Below are 15,270 nucleotides of genomic sequence, written 5' to 3'. Positions count from 1 at the left end.
GGCTTGAGTCACGCCGGCTCGGCTCGCGCTGGTGGCCGGGGTCACCGTGCGCACACGGAGAGAGTGGAGGACGGGTCGAGGCACGGGTCGAAGGTGAAGATCACCAAGGTGCCGAGCACCATGACGAGCAGCGCGCTCGCCACCAGCAGGCCCTTGAGGATCCACCGCGTGCGGTCCTTCTCGGTGTAGTCGTTGATGATCGTGCGGACGCCGTTGAACCCGTGCAGCTCGGCGAGCCAGAGCATCAGCATGTCCCAGGTCTGCCAGAACGGGCTGCTCCACTTGCCGGCGACGAAGGCGAAGTCGATGCCGTGGATGCCCTCGCCCAGCATGAGGTTGACGAACAGGTGGCCGAAGACGAGGACGAGCAGCAGCACGCCGCTGGCCCGCATGAACACCCACGACCACAGCTCGAAGTTGCCCCGGCCCTTGGAGACCCGGCGGTAACGGGACTTCTTGGCGGAGACGGCGTCGGGGCCGGCGTGGTAGTTGGTCTCGGTGGTGGCGCTCATGAGTTCCCCCGGCCTCTCAGTGCGTGAACACGATGGTCAGGTGCCGGATCGCGAAGGGCGCGAAGAGCACGACGAAACCGATGACGACCGCCCAGAAGAGCTGTCGCTGGTACTTCGGGCCCTTGGACCAGAAGTCGACGGCGATGATGCGCAGGCCGTTGAGCGCGTGGAAGATCACCGCAGCGACGAGCCCGGCCTCGCCGAGCCCGACGATGGGGTTCTTGTAGGCGTCCATCACCTCGTTGTAGGCGTCGGGGGAGACCCGCACCAGCGCCGTGTCGAGCACGTGCGCGAAGAGGAAGAGGAAGAGGAGTACGCCGCTGATGCGGTGGGCCACCCACGACCACATGCCTTCGCGGCCGCGGTAGAGGGTCCCGTTGGCTGCCTGCGCCACTGCGCGTCCCTTTCGAAGCAGATGTCACGGCAGTCGTCGTCCAGCGTCGAGGGCCGTAGTACGCCCGTCAGGTTATCGGCCCGGCAGCGTGACCGTGAACGCCCCTGCTGTGAGAAACCAGACAGGTCGGGTTACCAGTCGGTATGCCGCGTGGCCGGCCCGCCGACGAGCGCCCGGGAGCGCCGGGCGTCGTCGTAGTGCCCGAGCAGCTGCTCGGTGAGGGTGGCCCAGGACCGGCTGGCCACCCGCACCCGCCCGGCCACACCCATCGCCTCGCGCTTGACCCGGTCACCGGCGAGGTGGGCCACCGCGTCCCGCAACGCCCTCGGGTGGTCGGGGTCGAAGAGCAACCCGGTGCGGGAGTGGTCGACGAGGTCGAGCGGGCCACCGCGCGCGGGCGCCACGACGGGGAGGCCGGTCGCGGCGGCCTCCTGCAAGGTCTGGCCGAAGGTCTCGCGGGTGCCGGTGTGCACGAAGAGGTCGAACGCGGCGTACGCCCGGGCGAGGTCGTCGCCCTCGCGCCGACCGAGGAAGACGGCGTCGACCCCAGCGGCGGCGAGGGCGGCGCCGTCCTGGGCGCGGGTGGGCCCGTCGCCGACCAGCACCACGCGGAGCCCGGGCAGTCCCGCGAGGGTGGTGAGTCTGAGCAGCTCCTTCTCGGGGGCCAGTCGGCCGACGTAGCCGACGAGGACCTGACCGTCGGGGGCGAGCGAGCGCCGCAGCGCGGCCGTCCCGGCGTCGAGCCGCCAGCCCGGATGGAACTGGACGGCGTCGACCCCTCTCGCCCAGAGGGTGGTGCGGGGGATGTCGTGGGCGCGGAGCTCGGCCAGCGTCGCGGAGGACGGGGCCAGCGTGAGGTCGGCCAGCTCGTGCATGCGCCGGATCCACCGCCACGCCGCCCGCGCTGCCCCGCGACCCACCGCTCCGGGACCGTGCTGGCGGATGTAGCTCGGCATGTCGGTCTGGTAGACCGCGACCGTGGGGAACCCGAGCCGGTCCGCGGCCGACAGGGCACTGGCGCCGAGGACGAACGGTGAGGCCACGTGCACCACGTCCGGGGCGAAGCCGCGGAGCAACGTCTCCACCTCGCCACCCAGCGGGAGGCCGACCGGGAACTGACGCACCGGCACGGACGCGAGGCCGTGCACGGCATACCCGGCGTAGCTCGTGGGGGCGGGCCGCGGGGCGACGACGACCACCTCGTGGCCACCGTCGCGCAGGCACTCGACCACCCGGCAGACGCTGGTCGTCACGCCGTTGAGGTAGGGGAGGAAGGACTCCGTCACGATGGCGACTCGCACGACTCCAGCGTCCGCACCCACGATGAGGGGACGGCCACGGGCAGGGGTGTGTCAGGTGAGCGGCAGGTGACCGGCTGGTGGGTGGGCTAGCGTTCCGGCCATGTCATCGGCAGCGGCGCATGAGGCTGCACCCACGAACGAGCACTTCTGGGCGGTCATCCCGGCGGGTGGAGCGGGGACGAGGCTGTGGCCCCTGTCGCGGGCCACCTCGCCGAAGTTCCTCCGTGACCTCACCGGCACCGGGCGCTCGCTGCTCCAGTCGACCTGGGACCGGTTGACCCCGTTGACGGGGTCACGGGTGCTGGTCGTGACCGGCGTCGCCCACCGGGCGGCCGTGGCGGACCAGCTGCCGGGGCTGCCCGCCGACCAGCTGCTCGCCGAGCCGGCGCCCCGCGACTCGATGGCCGCGATCGGCTGGGCCGCGGCGGTGCTCGAGGCGCGCGATCCGTCGGCCGTGCTCGGGTCGTTCGCGGCCGACCACGTCATCGCGGACGAGGACGCGTTCCGCGCCTGCGTGCGGGAGGCGGTGGCCGCCGCCGAGCAGGGGTACGTCGTGACGATCGGCATCGAGCCGACCCACCCCGCGACCGGCTTCGGCTACATCGAGCTGGGCGAGCCGCTCGGGTCGGGCTCGGCGCTGGCGTCAGGATCGGTGCACGCGGTGACCCAGTTCGTGGAGAAGCCGGACCGCGCGCGGGCGGAGGAGTACCTCGCGACCGGTCGGTTCCGCTGGAACGCCGGGATGTTCGTCGTCCGCGCGACCGTGCTGCTCGACCTCCTGGCGCAGTGGCACCCCGAGCTCGCGGCCGGGTTGCGGGCGCTCGCCGCCGATCCGTCGCGGCTGTCCGACGTCTGGCCCGGCCTGGAGAAGATCGCGATCGACCACGCGGTCGCCGAGCCGGCGGCTGCCGAGGGCCGCGTCGCCGTGGTGCCGGGTGGGTTCGGCTGGGACGACGTGGGCGACTTCAGCTCGCTGGGCGCCCTGCTCCCCGACGCCGACGGTATGCCGGGCGTGCGGGTGCTCGGCGACGCCTCCGCCGTGCGGGTGGTCGACGCCACTGGAGTCGTCGTCCCAGCGAGTGGCCGGGTGGTGGCGGTCGTCGGCCTCGACGACGTGGTGGTGGTCGACACCCCGGACGCGCTCCTGGTGATGTCGCGCGAACGCGCCCAGGACATGAAGGCAGTCGTCGACGCCCTCCGCGCGGAAGGCCGCACCGACCTGCTCTGACCCGGCCCCCCGCCGCGCCCGCCCGCAGAAGTTGGGCTGAGTGGGTGCCGGGGCAGGCTTCAGGTGGCGAGGTCGCGCCGTCGGAACGCGGTGGCACCGACTGCTGTCACGAGGGCGGCCACCACCAGCAGCCCCCCGAGCCCGGCTGCGTTCGCCGCCCCGCCGGGCAGGCTGCCGAGGTGGTCGAACGGCGACAGCCCCAGGGCCCATCCCGGCAACGACAGCAGCGCGCCGAACTCGCCGAGCACCACGAACACCGCGAGCGCCGCCCAGGCCGCTGTCGAGAGCTGCGGGAGCACCCCGAACACCAGCGCCGTGAGGCCCACGCAGACCAGGACTGCCGGTGCGGTGGCAAGCGCCGCAGGCAGCAGGTCGGCGACCCCGGTGCTGCTCACCGATCCGGCGGCGAGCCCCGCGGCCACCCCCACGACGGCGAGCAGCCACACGGACCCGGCCGCGGCGATCACCAGGTGGCTGGCGAGCCAGCGCCAGCGGCTGACCGGGGTGGCGAGGACGACCTCGGCGCGCGCGGCGTTCTCCTCCGACCGCAGTCGCAGCGCCGTCGCGATGCCGTAGGCCGCGGCCCCCACCGCGAGGAAGCGCAGCTCGGTGCCGAAGAAGGCGTCGAGCAGGGAGCCCTGCCCCCCGCTCATCTTGCGGAGCATGTCCTCGACGGCGGGGCTGTCGGCGATCTGGTCCACGGACGAGGCGATGTTGCCGATGACCAGGCCGAGCACGGCATACCCGATGGTCCACCCGAGCAGCGAGCCGCGCTGGAGGCGCCACGCGAGCCCGAACGGCGTGCCCAGCCCGGCTGCGGCTCGCGCCGGCCCCGGCCGGGCGGCCCACAACCCCGAGCCCAGGTCGCGTCGGTGCAGCAACGCGTCGGCGACGGCGAGCAGCAGGGCCGTGGCGACCACCGCCGGGGCCACGAGCCAGAGCCGGTTGTCGCCGTAGGGGCTGACCTTCTCGGCCCAGCCCAGGAACGACAGCCACGCGAGGTCCTGGCCGGCGCCGGTGGAGGTGTCGGCGGTGGCCCGGATGACGAAGGCCACCCCCAGGACGCCGATCGCGATGCCGCCGGCGCCACGCGTCGTCGAGGTGAGCTGGACGGCGACCGCCGTGACGCCGATCATGACCAGGCCCGCGACGACCTCGACCGCGCCGAGGGCGAACGACCCCACCGGGTCGACGCCGGTGGCGAGCAGGCTCACGGCGGACAGCAGTCCGGTGGCGAGGACGGTCAGGGTCGCGAGGGCGACGGCTGCGGCCAGGGGAGCGCGTCGACCGACGACCCCGGCCGCGAGGAGCTCGAGCCGGCCGTCCTCCTCCTCGCTGCGGGTGTGCCGTCGGACGAGGGCGAAGGCCAGGAACGCGGTGGCCAGGCTGCCCATCATCACGGTCTTGAGCACGCCGATCCCGGCCGCGGTCGCTGAGGGGAGCGGTCCGTAGAGCGCGGTCAGCGAGGGGTTGTCGACCATCGCCGCCGCGCCACCCGCGGCGGCGGCGTCGGTCGGGTAGAGGTCGAGGGTGGCGGCCATCGAGCCGTAGGCAGTGGCGACGAGGGCGAGCACGCTGGCCACGACGATCCACCGGTCGCGCCGCCAGGCCAGCCCCAGGAGGATGCCGGTGCCGGTGAGGCTGTCGCCGACGCCGACGCTGTCCCTCGCCCGGAGGCTGTCGCTCATGCCGGCACCTCCTCCTTGACGCCGGGGCCGGACCCGGTCAGGGCGTCGCGGTACTGCGACAGGAACAGCTCCTCCAGGGTCGGCGGCTGGCAGGTCAGCGCCTCGATGCCATGGGCGCCCAGGCGCTGGAGCACGTCGCCGACCGCGCTGGTCTCGACGGACAGCACGATCCGGTCGCGGTCCTCGCGGGCGGAGTCGACCCCCGGCCAGCCGCTCGCCTCCGACTCCGCGACCGGCCGCGCGAGGGAGGCGGTGATGCTCGTGCGGGTGAGGTGCCGCAGGTCGGTGAGCGTGCCCGAGTCGACGATCCGCCCCGCGCGCACGATGCTCACCCGGTCGGCGGCGGTCTCCACCTCCGACAGGATGTGGCTCGAGAGGAGGACCGTGCGACCCTCGGCGCGCACCCGGGCGAGGTGCTCCTGGAACACCTTCTCCATCAACGGGTCGAGGCCTGACGTGGGCTCGTCGAGGACGAGCAGCGGCACGTCGGAGGCGAACGCCGCGACGAGTGCGACCTTCTGCCGGTTGCCCTTGGAGTAGGAGCGCCCCTTCTTCGTGGGGTCGAGCTCGAAGGCGTCGAGCAGCTCCGCGCGACGGCCCTCGTCGATGCCTCCGCGCAGCCGGCCGAGCAGGTCGATGACCTCGCCGCCGGTGAGGTTCGGCCAGAGCACGACGTCGCCGGGGACATAGGCGAGCTGGCGGTGCAGCTCGGTGGCGTCCTTCCAGGGGTCGCGGCCGAGCAGGGTCACCCGGCCGCCGTCGGAGCGCAGCAGGCCGAGCAGGACCCGGATGGTGGTGGACTTCCCCGCGCCGTTGGGTCCGAGGAAGCCGTGGACCTCGCCCTCGTGCACGGTCAGGTCGAGACCGTCGAGGGCGGTCGTGGTGCCGAACTTCTTGGTGAGGCCGACGGCCTCGATGACAGGAGCCATGGCTCCGACCATACACTGTTTTCAGAAAACTCTGAATGATCTAAACTCTGCTCATGACGCCCCCTCCTGCCGCCGCAGACCCCTCGCGCTTCGTCGAGCGCTTCGGGTCCGCCCTGACCGCGGCCGGGATGCAGCGACTGCCCTCGCGGGTCTTCGCCGCGCTGCTGGCCGACGACGACGGGCGGATGACGGCGGCCGAGATCGGGGAGGTGCTCGCGGTCAGCCCGGCATCGGTGTCGGGTGCCGTGCGCTCGCTGCAGCAGATGCGGATGATCCACCGCGAGCGCGAACAGGGCAGCCGGCGCGACGTCTACGTGGTCGCCGACGACGCCTGGCACGACGTGATGATGAACTCCGCCAACATCTACGCCCCGCTCACCCAGTCGCTGCGCGAGGGCGTCGACCAGGTCGGGGGTCGGGGCACCTCGGCCGGCGACCGGCTGGCCCTCAGCGTGGCGTTCCTGGAGTTCGTGACCGAGGAGATGCAGCAGCTCTCCGACCGCTGGGACAAGCGCCGGGCCGAGCTCGGCCACTGACCCGCCGCCCCCTTTATCGGGTTGAGGGATTTTGTTGCGCTTCACCAGAGAACGCTTCCGGGGTGAAGCGCAACCTTCCTGCTAAACCCGATAAAGGGGGGCGGGGTGACCGAGCCCACGGTGAGGTGGGACACGAGCGGTGACCACACGGCATACCGGCTCACTATCGTGGGCGGCATGGCCGCCGACGTCCCCGAAGACCGCTTGCAGACCCGCACCGAGTCCGACCTGCCGATCAAGGCCGTGTATGCCGCGGGCGACCTCGACGGCTTCGACGCCGACTCCCAGCTCGGTGCGCCGGGGCAGTTCCCCTACACGCGTGGCGTCTACCCGAACATGTACACGGGGCGCCCGTGGACGATGCGGCAGTACGCCGGGTTCGGCACCGCCAAGGAGTCCAACGAGCGCTACCACGAGCTGGTGGCCAACGGCACCGGCGGCCTGTCCGTCGCCTTCGACCTCCCGACCCAGATGGGCTACGACTCCGACGAGGCCATCGCCCACGGCGAGGTCGGCAAGGTCGGGGTCGCCATCGACTCGATCGACGACATGCGGACCCTCTTCGGCGGGCTGCCCCTCGGCGAGCTCTCGACGTCGATGACGATCAACGCACCGGCCGCGACGCTGCTGCTGATGTACCAGCTGGTCGCCGAGGAGAACGGCGCCGACGCCACGAAGCTGGCGGGCACGATCCAGAACGACGTGCTCAAGGAGTACATCGCTCGCGGCACCTACATCTATCCGCCGAAGGAGTCGCTGCGGCTGATCAGCGACATCTTCGCCTACTGCCACAAGGAGCTTCCGCGCTGGAACACCATCTCCATCAGCGGCTACCACATGGCCGAGGCCGGGGCGACGCCCGCGCAGGAGATCGCGTTCACCCTCGCCAACGCCAAGGAGTACGTCCGCGCCGCGCAGGCCGCAGGCCTCGACGTCGACGACTTCGCCCCGCGGCTGTCGTTCTTCTTCGTCGCCCGCACCACGCTCCTGGAGGAGGTCGCCAAGTTCCGGGCGGCCCGCCGGATCTGGGCGCGGATCATGCGTGACGAGTTCGGGGCCAAGAACCCCAAGAGCCAGATGCTGCGGTTCCACACCCAGACCGCCGGGGTGCAGCTGACCGCCCAGCAGCCCGAGGTCAACCTCGTGCGCGTCGCCCTCCAGGGCCTCGGCGCGGTGTTCGGTGGCACCCAGTCGCTGCACACCAACTCGTTCGACGAGGCGATCGCCCTCCCGACGCAGAAGGCTGCCCGCCTCGCCCTGCGCACGCAGCAGGTGATCGCCTACGAGACCGACGTGACCAAGACCGTCGACCCGTTCGCCGGCTCCTACGTCGTCGAGTCGATGACCGACGACGTCGAGGTCGCCGCCCTCGACCTCATCCAGGCCGTCGAGGACCGTGGGGGAGCGGTCGCCGCGATCGAGCAGGGCTTCCAGAAGTCCGAGATCGAGCGCTCGGCCTACCGCATCGCCCTCGAGATCGACAGCAAGGAGCGCACTGTCGTCGGCCTCAACCGGTTCGCCCTCGACGAGGAGGAGCCCTACGAGCCCCTGCGGGTCGATCCGCAGATCGAGCACGACCAGCGCGAACGGCTCGCCGCGCTGCGGGCCGAGCGCGACAACGCCGCCGTCGAGGCGGCCCTCGAGGCAGTCCGTGAGGCGGCTCGCGGCACCGACAACCTGCTCTACCCGATGCGCGAGGCACTGAGGTTGCGGGCCACCGGGGGCGAGGTCAGCCACGCGCTGCGCGACGTCTGGGGTCTCTACGTCCCCCGCGAGACGTTCTAGCCCGGCCGGAGCGTGAGCGGCCTGGTCCGGCCGGAGCGTGAGCGGCCTGGCCCGGCTGGAGCGTGGGCGGCGCGCGAGTAGAGTGCGCGCTGACATGACCGACAACCTCCTCATGGCGCTGTGCGCCAGCATCGACGCGCTCGCCCCGGAGCTTCTCGACCTCCAGCACGACGTGCACGCCCACCCTGAGCTGTCCCGGGGGGAGGCCCGCACGACGGCGAAGGTCGCCGGCCGGCTGGCCGCGGCCGGGATCGCCCACCGCACCCTGCCGGTCAGCGGACTGGTCGCGGACCTCGGGGCCGAGCAGCCGGCCTACCGGGTGGCGCTGCGCGCCGACCTCGACGCCCTCCCGGTGGGGGAGCGCACCGGCCTGCCGTGGGCCTCGACCACCGAAGGCATCTGCCACGCCTGCGGTCACGACGTCCACGTGGCCGCCATGCTCGGCGCGGGGCTCGCCCTCAAGGAACACGAGGAGGCCCTGCGCGAGCGTGGCATCGGCGTGCGACTCCTGTTCCAGCCGGCCGAGGAGGTCATCCCCGGCGGCGCCGTCGACCTGCTGGCCGAAGGGGCGCTCGACGGGGTCGACGCCATCTTCGCCGTGCACTGCGACCCGAGCCTCGACGTCGGCAGCGTCGGCCTGCGTGAGGGTGCCATCACCGCGGCGGCCGACCGGGTCAGCGTCCACCTGAGTGGCCGCGGAGGCCACACCTCGCGCCCCCACCTCACTGAGGACCTCACGTTCGCGCTGGCCAAGGTGGTGACCGAGCTCCCCGCGGTGCTCTCCCGACGGCTCGACCCCCGCACTGCGTTCGCGCTGGTCTGGGGCGAGGTGCACGCCGGCCAGGCGGCCAACGTCATCCCGTCCAGCGGCGCCATCGCCGGCACCCTGCGGATGCTCGACGCGAAGGCCTGGACCACGATCGGACCCCTCCTCGCGGAGGCGGTCGAGCACGTGGTCGCCCCGTATGCCGTGACAGCAGTCCTCGAGCACGTCCAGGGAGTGCCGCCCGTGGTCAACGACCCCGAGGCCATCGAGGTCTTCCGGGCCGCGGCCGAGGGTGCCGGGCTGGTGGCTGTCGGCACACCCCAATCCTTGGGCGGGGAGGACTTCGCCTGGTACCTGCGCAAGGTGCCCGGGGCGATGGCGCGACTCGGCACACGCACGCCGGGCGGGACCACCTACGACCTGCACCAGGGCGACCTCGTGGTCGACGAGGGCTCGGTCGTGCAGGGCGCGCGGTTGCTTGCCGGTGCGGTGGTGGCCGGCATGGTCAAGGCGCCACGTCTGCCAGTGACCGCCTAGGACCCCCGCCCGCGCACTAGTTCTGTCCAGCGGTCGCGGATCGATAACACTTGCTGCCACTTCGCCCGAGCCACTGAGTTCTTGCGCGTTTCTGGTCTACAGTCCCTTGCCAGATGGGCCGATGACGTCGTCGGCTCCGATGGACTTAAGGAGAGCGCGTTGCGTTCAAAGACAATGCTCAATGCCGTGGCCGCGGTTGGAATGGTCGCCGTGGTCGCTGCCTGTGGCGGTTCGACCGGCAACACCTCCAGCTCGGGCTCCAACACCTCCGCGAGCGGTGACTGCTCAAGCAAGGACGTGTTCTGCGTCGGCCTGGTCACTGACGTCGGCAAGGTCGACGACAAGGGCTTCAACCAGGCGGCCTGGGAGGGTGTCGAGCAGGTCAAGGGCGAGCTGGGGGCCCAGACGAAGTACGTCGAGACCACCGACCCCAAGGACTACGCGAAGAACATCAAGCAGTTCACGGATGCCAAGTACGACGTCATCGTGACGGTCGGCTTCCTCATGGGCGATGCGACGGTTGCCGCGGGCAAGCAGTACCCCGACACCAAGTTCATCGGGTTCGACCAGTTCCAGGCTGCCGAGACCCCCAACGTCACCGGGCTCATCTTCCACGAGGACCAGGCGGGCTACGCCGCCGGCACCCTCGCTGGCCTGATGACCAAGACCAAGAAGATCGGTGTCGTGCTCGGCCAGGAGATCCCCCCGACGCAGGCCTACGCGGCCGGCTACGAGAACGGCGCCAAGGCCGTGGACCCGGCCATCAAGGTCTCGAAGGTCTACCACCCGGCCGGCAGCACCGCCTTCAACGACCCCGTGTGGGGTGCCGGCGAGGCCAAGAAGATGCTCGCGCAGGGCGCGGACTTCATCTTCGGCGCCGGTGGCAACACCGGCAACGGCGCGCTCCAGGAGACCGCGAAGACCAGTGGCGCAGGCGACAAGGTCTTCTGCGTCGGTGTCGACCTCGACCAGTGGGACACGCTCCCCGCTGCCCACCCGTGCCTGATCACCTCGGCTGAGAAGCACGAGAAGGATGGCATCGGCACGCTGCTCAAGGCGATCAAGGACGGGTCGATCAAGCCGGGCAACTTCTACGGAACGGCTGGCATCTCCGGGTTCCACGACTTCGACTCGAAGGTCCCCGCGGACGTCAAGACCAAGGTCGCGGACGTCGTGAAGAAGCTCGAGGACGGATCGCAGGCGACGGGTTACAAGCCCTGACGCTGAGGGCTGACACGCGGCCACCGAGGCCGACTACAGTCGCGTCATGACGAAACGGGCGGGCGCTCTATCCAGGGGCGCCCGTCCGTCGTCTCTCCAGACGCCCCCCGACGCACGCGAGGAGTAGCGAGGTCCGACATGGCAGACGATTCAGGCAACCAGGCCACCGCAGGGCCGTCGGAGGCGCCGGAGCCGCCAGTGCCGGTGCGCCCAGAGCGTGGAGCGCCGCCTCCGCCGACCGGGGTGCTCGGACTCCTCGTCCGAGAACAGTCGATCGTCGTCCCGCTCGTGGCCGTGGTCGCCTCGTTCGCCATCGGCGCCGTCCTGATCCGCGCCCAGGGGGTCAACCCGACCTTCGCGTACCGAAGCCTCTTCTCCTACTCGTTCGGCACCGGCGACGGTCTGCGTGGGACGTTCGAGAAGATGATCCCGCTCATCCTGTGCGGCCTCGCCGTCGTGATCCCCCTGCGGGTGGGCCTGTTCAACATCGGCGCCCAGGGACAGCTCATGGCGGGTGCCATCGCCGCGGCGGCGGCCGCCTACGCCGTCCGGTCGGCCCCCGGTGTCGTCATCGCCCTCGTCGCGATGGTCGCCGCCATCCTGGCCGGCGCCATGTGGGCATCCATCGCCGGCTTCCTGAAGTCCAGTCGTGGCGTCCACGAGGTCATCTCGACGATCATGCTGAACTCGATCGCGGCCGGACTCATCGACTGGCTCGTCAACGGTCCGCTCAAGGACCCGTCGCAGGCCTATCCCTCATCGCACTCCGCACCCGAGGCCGCTCGACTCGGCGTCTTGGGCATCTTTCCCATCGGTCTGCCCATCGCCGTGGTCCTCGCCCTGCTCACCGCCTGGATGCTGCGCCGCACGACCCTCGGCTTCGAGTTCGAGACCGTGGGACGCAACAGGCACGCTGCCTCGTACGCCGGCATCAAGCTCGGCAGCACCGTCGTGCTGGCCATGGCCATGGCGGGTGGACTGGCCGGCCTCTCGGGCTCCATCGAGTACCTCGGCATCGATCCGTACCGGTACCAGGACGGCATCGCCGGGAGCCTCGGCTTCGACGGCATCACCATTGCCCTGCTTGCTCGTTCGAACCCGCTTGGCACCATCCCCGCGGCGCTCTTGGTCGGTGCGATGCGCTCGGGGTCGACCCGGCTGATGTTCGACACGGGGATCCAGCCGGAGATCGTCGACATGCTCCTCGCGATCACCCTCCTGCTCGTGTCCCTTCCCGTCGTCGCCAAGCTCATCTACCGGCGCCACGCGGCCAAGTCGTCGACCCTCGCCACGAGCTGGGGTTCCTGAGATGACGACCTTGCGAGAAAACCGACTGGTGGCAGCAGCCATTGCCGCGGTCGTCGTCGCCTCCTTCGTGTTCTACTTCGTCAACCAGAACGTCGCGACGTCGATGTTCAAGGGCGCGTGGTTCTTCGCCGTGCCACTGGTGCTCGGCGCCCTGACGGGTGTGGTGGGTGAGCGCTCTGGCGTCGTCAACATCGGCATCGAGGGGCAGATGCTCGTCGCTGCCTTCACGGCGTTCTTCACCGCGGCGGCCACCCAGTCCCTCGTCATCGGAGTCGTCGCGGGCATGCTCGCCGGCATCGCGATGGGCGCCTTCCTCGCCCTGACGACGGTCAAGGCCCTGATGGACCAGATCATCGCCGGTGTCGTCATCAACATCGTCGCCACCGGGCTGACGTCGTTCTTCTACCGGCCGGGCAAGGTCCTGACGGCCAACATGCCCCAGTGGGACATCCCCCTGCTGTCGAAGATCCCCCTCATCGGTGACGTGTTCTTCCAGACCGGCCCGATCGCCCTGTTCGCGCTGCTCAGCGTCCCCGTCATGCACTACGCACTCTTCAGCACCCGCTGGGGACTGCGCACCCGCGCCATCGGTGAGTACCCCTCCGCCGCCGACACCGCCGGGATCGACGTCATCAGGATGCGGCTCGTCAACGTCGCCCTCGGCGGGATCTTCGCGGGCGCTGCCGGGGCCTTCCTGTCCATGGAGGCCACGGCGGGCTTCGAGCGGGGGATGACCGCAGGCCGCGGCTTCCTGGCCCTGGCGATCCTCATCTTCGGCGGCTGGCGGCCCTTGCGCGTCTTCGCCGCGGCCCTGTTCTTCGGCTTCACCAACGCACTCGCCTCCCAGCTCCAGGGAGTCGTGCACATCCCCCAGCAGTTCATCACCCTGCTGCCCTATGTGCTGACACTCATCGTGCTGGCTGTCGCCGCCGGTCGTGTTCGAGCGCCCGGTGCCGTCGGCCAGCCGTTCGTGAAGGGAGTGGAATCGTGACTCAGCCATCCGGTGAGCGTCTGCTGGAGATCTCGGGCCTGTCCAAGTCCTACGGCACGGTCCGAGCCAACCGTGACATCAGCCTGCACGTGGAGCGGGGCGAGATCGTGGCCCTGCTCGGGGAGAACGGTGCTGGCAAGTCGACGCTGGTCAAGCAGATCTTCGGCCTGGTCAAGCCCGACGAGGGGACGATCACGATCAAGGGTGACTCGAGCCCGATCAAGGATCCCAAGGACGCCATTCGCCGGGGCATCGGCATGGTCCACCAGCACTTCCAGCTCGTGCCGGTCATGACCGTGGCCGAGAACATGATCCTCGGCCACGAGACGACGAGCGGCGGCAGGCTCGACCTCGATGGGGCTCGCGCCATGGTCAAGGAGCTGTCGAAGAAGCACAAGCTCGAGGTCGACCCGGATGCCGAGGTGGAGGACCTGCCGGTCGGCACGCAGCAGCGGGTCGAGATCCTCAAGGCGCTCTCGCGCAAGGTGGACCTGCTCATCCTCGACGAGCCGACGGCAGTGCTCACGCCCCAGGAGACCGACGAGCTGCTCGGCGTCATGAAGGAGCTCGCCGCCGCCGGGACCTCGATCGTGTTCATCACCCACAAGCTGCGCGAGGTGGTCGCGGCAGCCGACCGCGTCTACGTGCTCCGTCAGGGCCAGGTGGTCGGTGAGGTGGAGACCGCCGCGACCGATGCCCGCGGCCTGGCCACGATGATGGTCGGGCGCGAGGTGGTGCTCCGGGTCGACAAGGGAGCCGCCAAGCCGGCCGACGACGTGCTGTCGATCAGCGACCTGGTCGTCCTCGATGACCGCCACCTGCGAGCTGTCGACGGGTTCACCCTCGACGTGCGGGCAGGGGAGATCGTCGGCGTCGCGGGAGTCGAGGGCAACGGCCAGCGCGAGCTCGTCGAGGCCATCGCGGGGATGCGTCCACCTCAGTCCGGTGAGATCTCCCTCTCGGGCAAGGACATCACGAAGGCCAACCCACGCGACACCCATCTCGCGGGCATCGGACACGTCCCGGAGGACCGCGAACGTCACGGTCTCGTGGCGTCGTACTCCCTGGCCGACAACCTGGTGCTCAACCGCTTCTCCGAGAAGCCGTTTGCCAACGGCTTCGTCCGCGACTTCGACGAGGTGCGCAAGAACGCCGAAGGGCTCTTCAAGCAGTTCGACATCCGTGCCGCGAGCGTCGCGGCGCTGGCCGGCTCACTGTCCGGCGGGAACAAGCAGAAGGTCGTCGTCGCCCGTGAGATGAGCTTCGGCCCGAAGCTCCTCCTGGCTGCACAGCCGACCCGCGGCGTGGACGTCGGCTCGATCGAGTTCATCCACCGGCGCATCGTGGCGGCACGGGACGAGGGCGCCGCAGTCCTCCTGGTGTCGGCCGAGCTCGACGAGGTCCTGGCTCTCGCCGACCGTATCGCCGTGATCCACCGCGGCAAGGTGGTCGCCGAGATGCCCGGCGACAAGGCCGATCGCACCGAGATCGGCCGACTCATGGCGGGCGACCACTAGCGTGTCCGTCCATCCTGGAGAGGGCTCGCAGGAGGGGTATGCCGCGGAGCTGGCTGCGCGGCATACCGCACCGCCTGCCCCGGAGGACGTGGACTGGGACGCCTTGCGCGCCAAGGCGATCGCGATCATGGGCAAGGCCTACGCGCCCTACTCGAACTTCCCTGTCGGTGTCGCCGGCATCGTCGAGGACGGCCGGGTCGTGGCGGGGTGCAACGTCGAGAACGCGGCCTACGGCGTGGGGCTGTGCGCCGAGTGCGGCATGGTCTCCGAGCTGCACGCGACCGGTGGTGGCAAGCTCGTCGCGGTCTCGTGCGTGGGTGGCAATGGCGAGCCGCTGATGCCGTGCGGACGCTGCCGCCAGCTGCTCTGGGAGAACGGCGGACCCGAGTGCCTGCTGCTCACCCCCGAGGGAGTGCTGCCGATGCGTGAGGTGCTGCCCCAGGCCTTCGGCCCTGACAACCTCACCGCGGCCCGTCACCCGGCCTGACTCACCCCGACAACCTGCCGTGTTGATGGGTGTCGGCGCGTGGTCTGCGCCGCGCGTCGTCTGACACGAT

At 70.6% G+C, this 15,270-nt stretch carries 14 protein-coding genes; 9 read left to right on the top strand and 5 right to left on the bottom strand.

Annotated elements, in window-relative coordinates:
- Positions 1–41: 41 nt before the first annotated feature.
- The 3 genes from AC1DWJ_RS15950 to AC1DWJ_RS15940 all read right to left on the bottom strand — a co-directional run bounded on the left by AC1DWJ_RS15950 (position 42) and on the right by AC1DWJ_RS15940 (position 2,207).
- Complete coding sequence (locus tag AC1DWJ_RS15950; RefSeq protein ID WP_457252609.1) at positions 42–512, bottom strand: succinate dehydrogenase hydrophobic membrane anchor subunit; 471 nt, start codon at positions 510–512, stop codon at positions 42–44.
- 16 nt (positions 513–528) lie between these two features.
- Entirely contained in the window at positions 529–906 is a 378-nt protein-coding gene (gene sdhC, locus AC1DWJ_RS15945; RefSeq protein WP_457252608.1) for a succinate dehydrogenase, cytochrome b556 subunit, read from the bottom strand.
- A 131-nt stretch (positions 907–1,037) separates the two neighbouring features.
- Complete coding sequence (locus AC1DWJ_RS15940) at positions 1,038–2,207, bottom strand: glycosyltransferase family 4 protein (protein WP_477621304.1); 1,170 nt, start codon at positions 2,205–2,207, stop codon at positions 1,038–1,040.
- 100 nt (positions 2,208–2,307) lie between these two features.
- Between AC1DWJ_RS15940 and AC1DWJ_RS15935 the strand changes: the two genes are divergently transcribed.
- Positions 2,308–3,435, top strand: a complete 1,128-nt coding sequence (locus tag AC1DWJ_RS15935) for a mannose-1-phosphate guanylyltransferase (RefSeq protein ID WP_477621303.1) — start codon at positions 2,308–2,310, stop codon at positions 3,433–3,435.
- 59 nt (positions 3,436–3,494) lie between these two features.
- On the opposite strand, the gene AC1DWJ_RS15930 is transcribed toward AC1DWJ_RS15935, so the two are convergent.
- Both AC1DWJ_RS15930 and AC1DWJ_RS15925 read right to left on the bottom strand, forming a co-directional pair.
- Positions 3,495–5,123: an ABC transporter permease gene (locus tag AC1DWJ_RS15930; protein WP_477621302.1), complete on the bottom strand. Its 1,629-nt coding sequence runs from the start codon at positions 5,121–5,123 to the stop codon at positions 3,495–3,497.
- Positions 5,120–6,052 (bottom strand): ABC transporter ATP-binding protein, encoded by a 933-nt coding sequence (locus AC1DWJ_RS15925; RefSeq protein ID WP_457252604.1) that lies wholly within the window; start codon positions 6,050–6,052, stop codon positions 5,120–5,122. Before AC1DWJ_RS15925 ends, AC1DWJ_RS15930 begins: the two co-directional genes overlap by 4 nt.
- A 53-nt stretch (positions 6,053–6,105) precedes the next feature.
- Between AC1DWJ_RS15925 and AC1DWJ_RS15920 the strand changes: the two genes are divergently transcribed.
- The 8 genes from AC1DWJ_RS15920 to AC1DWJ_RS15885 all read left to right on the top strand — a co-directional run bounded on the left by AC1DWJ_RS15920 (position 6,106) and on the right by AC1DWJ_RS15885 (position 15,200).
- Positions 6,106–6,588: a GbsR/MarR family transcriptional regulator gene (locus AC1DWJ_RS15920; protein ID WP_477621301.1), complete on the top strand. Its 483-nt coding sequence runs from the start codon at positions 6,106–6,108 to the stop codon at positions 6,586–6,588.
- A gap of 105 nt (positions 6,589–6,693) precedes the next feature.
- Positions 6,694–8,373 (top strand): acyl-CoA mutase large subunit family protein, encoded by a 1,680-nt coding sequence (locus AC1DWJ_RS15915; RefSeq protein ID WP_477621300.1) that lies wholly within the window; start codon positions 6,694–6,696, stop codon positions 8,371–8,373.
- A 94-nt stretch (positions 8,374–8,467) separates the two neighbouring features.
- Positions 8,468–9,676, top strand: a complete 1,209-nt coding sequence (locus tag AC1DWJ_RS15910; protein WP_457252601.1) for an amidohydrolase — start codon at positions 8,468–8,470, stop codon at positions 9,674–9,676.
- 186 nt (positions 9,677–9,862) lie between these two features.
- Positions 9,863–10,897 carry a BMP family ABC transporter substrate-binding protein gene (locus tag AC1DWJ_RS15905; protein ID WP_457252600.1) on the top strand — a complete coding sequence of 345 codons (1,035 nt, stop codon included), beginning with the start codon at positions 9,863–9,865 and terminating at the stop codon, positions 10,895–10,897.
- A gap of 138 nt (positions 10,898–11,035) precedes the next feature.
- The gene (locus AC1DWJ_RS15900; RefSeq protein WP_457252599.1) at positions 11,036–12,205 is read left to right on the top strand and encodes an ABC transporter permease; all 1,170 of its coding nucleotides are present in this window, start codon (positions 11,036–11,038) and stop codon (positions 12,203–12,205) included.
- A gap of 28 nt (positions 12,206–12,233) precedes the next feature.
- Positions 12,234–13,196 carry an ABC transporter permease gene (locus AC1DWJ_RS15895; RefSeq protein WP_477621299.1) on the top strand — a complete coding sequence of 321 codons (963 nt, stop codon included), beginning with the start codon at positions 12,234–12,236 and terminating at the stop codon, positions 13,194–13,196.
- A complete protein-coding gene (locus AC1DWJ_RS15890; RefSeq protein WP_477621298.1) occupies positions 13,193–14,713 on the top strand; it encodes an ABC transporter ATP-binding protein in 1,521 nt (506 codons plus the stop codon). Before AC1DWJ_RS15895 ends, AC1DWJ_RS15890 begins: the two co-directional genes overlap by 4 nt.
- An 88-nt stretch (positions 14,714–14,801) precedes the next feature.
- On the top strand, positions 14,802–15,200 hold the full coding sequence (locus AC1DWJ_RS15885) for a cytidine deaminase (RefSeq protein WP_477621398.1): 399 nt from the start codon (positions 14,802–14,804) through the stop codon (positions 15,198–15,200).
- Positions 15,201–15,270: the final 70 nt, after the last annotated feature.

The organism is Pedococcus sp. P2_D7, assembly GCF_056404295.1.
The sequence above is the reverse complement of the archived record's forward strand: the minus strand, read 5'-3'. Positions and strand labels throughout refer to the sequence as shown.

What these genes read in the sequence shown, in the direction of transcription:
- AC1DWJ_RS15950 (WP_457252609.1), bottom strand. Translation starts at nt 512, where the DNA reads ATGAGCGCCACCACCGAGACCAACTACCACGCCGGCCCCGACGCCGTC.
- AC1DWJ_RS15935 (WP_477621303.1), top strand. Translation starts at nt 2,308, where the DNA reads ATGTCATCGGCAGCGGCGCATGAGGCTGCACCCACGAACGAGCACTTC.
- AC1DWJ_RS15930 (WP_477621302.1), bottom strand. Translation starts at nt 5,123, where the DNA reads ATGAGCGACAGCCTCCGGGCGAGGGACAGCGTCGGCGTCGGCGACAGC.
- AC1DWJ_RS15925 (WP_457252604.1), bottom strand. Translation starts at nt 6,052, where the DNA reads ATGGCTCCTGTCATCGAGGCCGTCGGCCTCACCAAGAAGTTCGGCACC.
- AC1DWJ_RS15920 (WP_477621301.1), top strand. Translation starts at nt 6,106, where the DNA reads ATGACGCCCCCTCCTGCCGCCGCAGACCCCTCGCGCTTCGTCGAGCGC.
- AC1DWJ_RS15910 (WP_457252601.1), top strand. Translation starts at nt 8,468, where the DNA reads ATGACCGACAACCTCCTCATGGCGCTGTGCGCCAGCATCGACGCGCTC.
- AC1DWJ_RS15900 (WP_457252599.1), top strand. Translation starts at nt 11,036, where the DNA reads ATGGCAGACGATTCAGGCAACCAGGCCACCGCAGGGCCGTCGGAGGCG.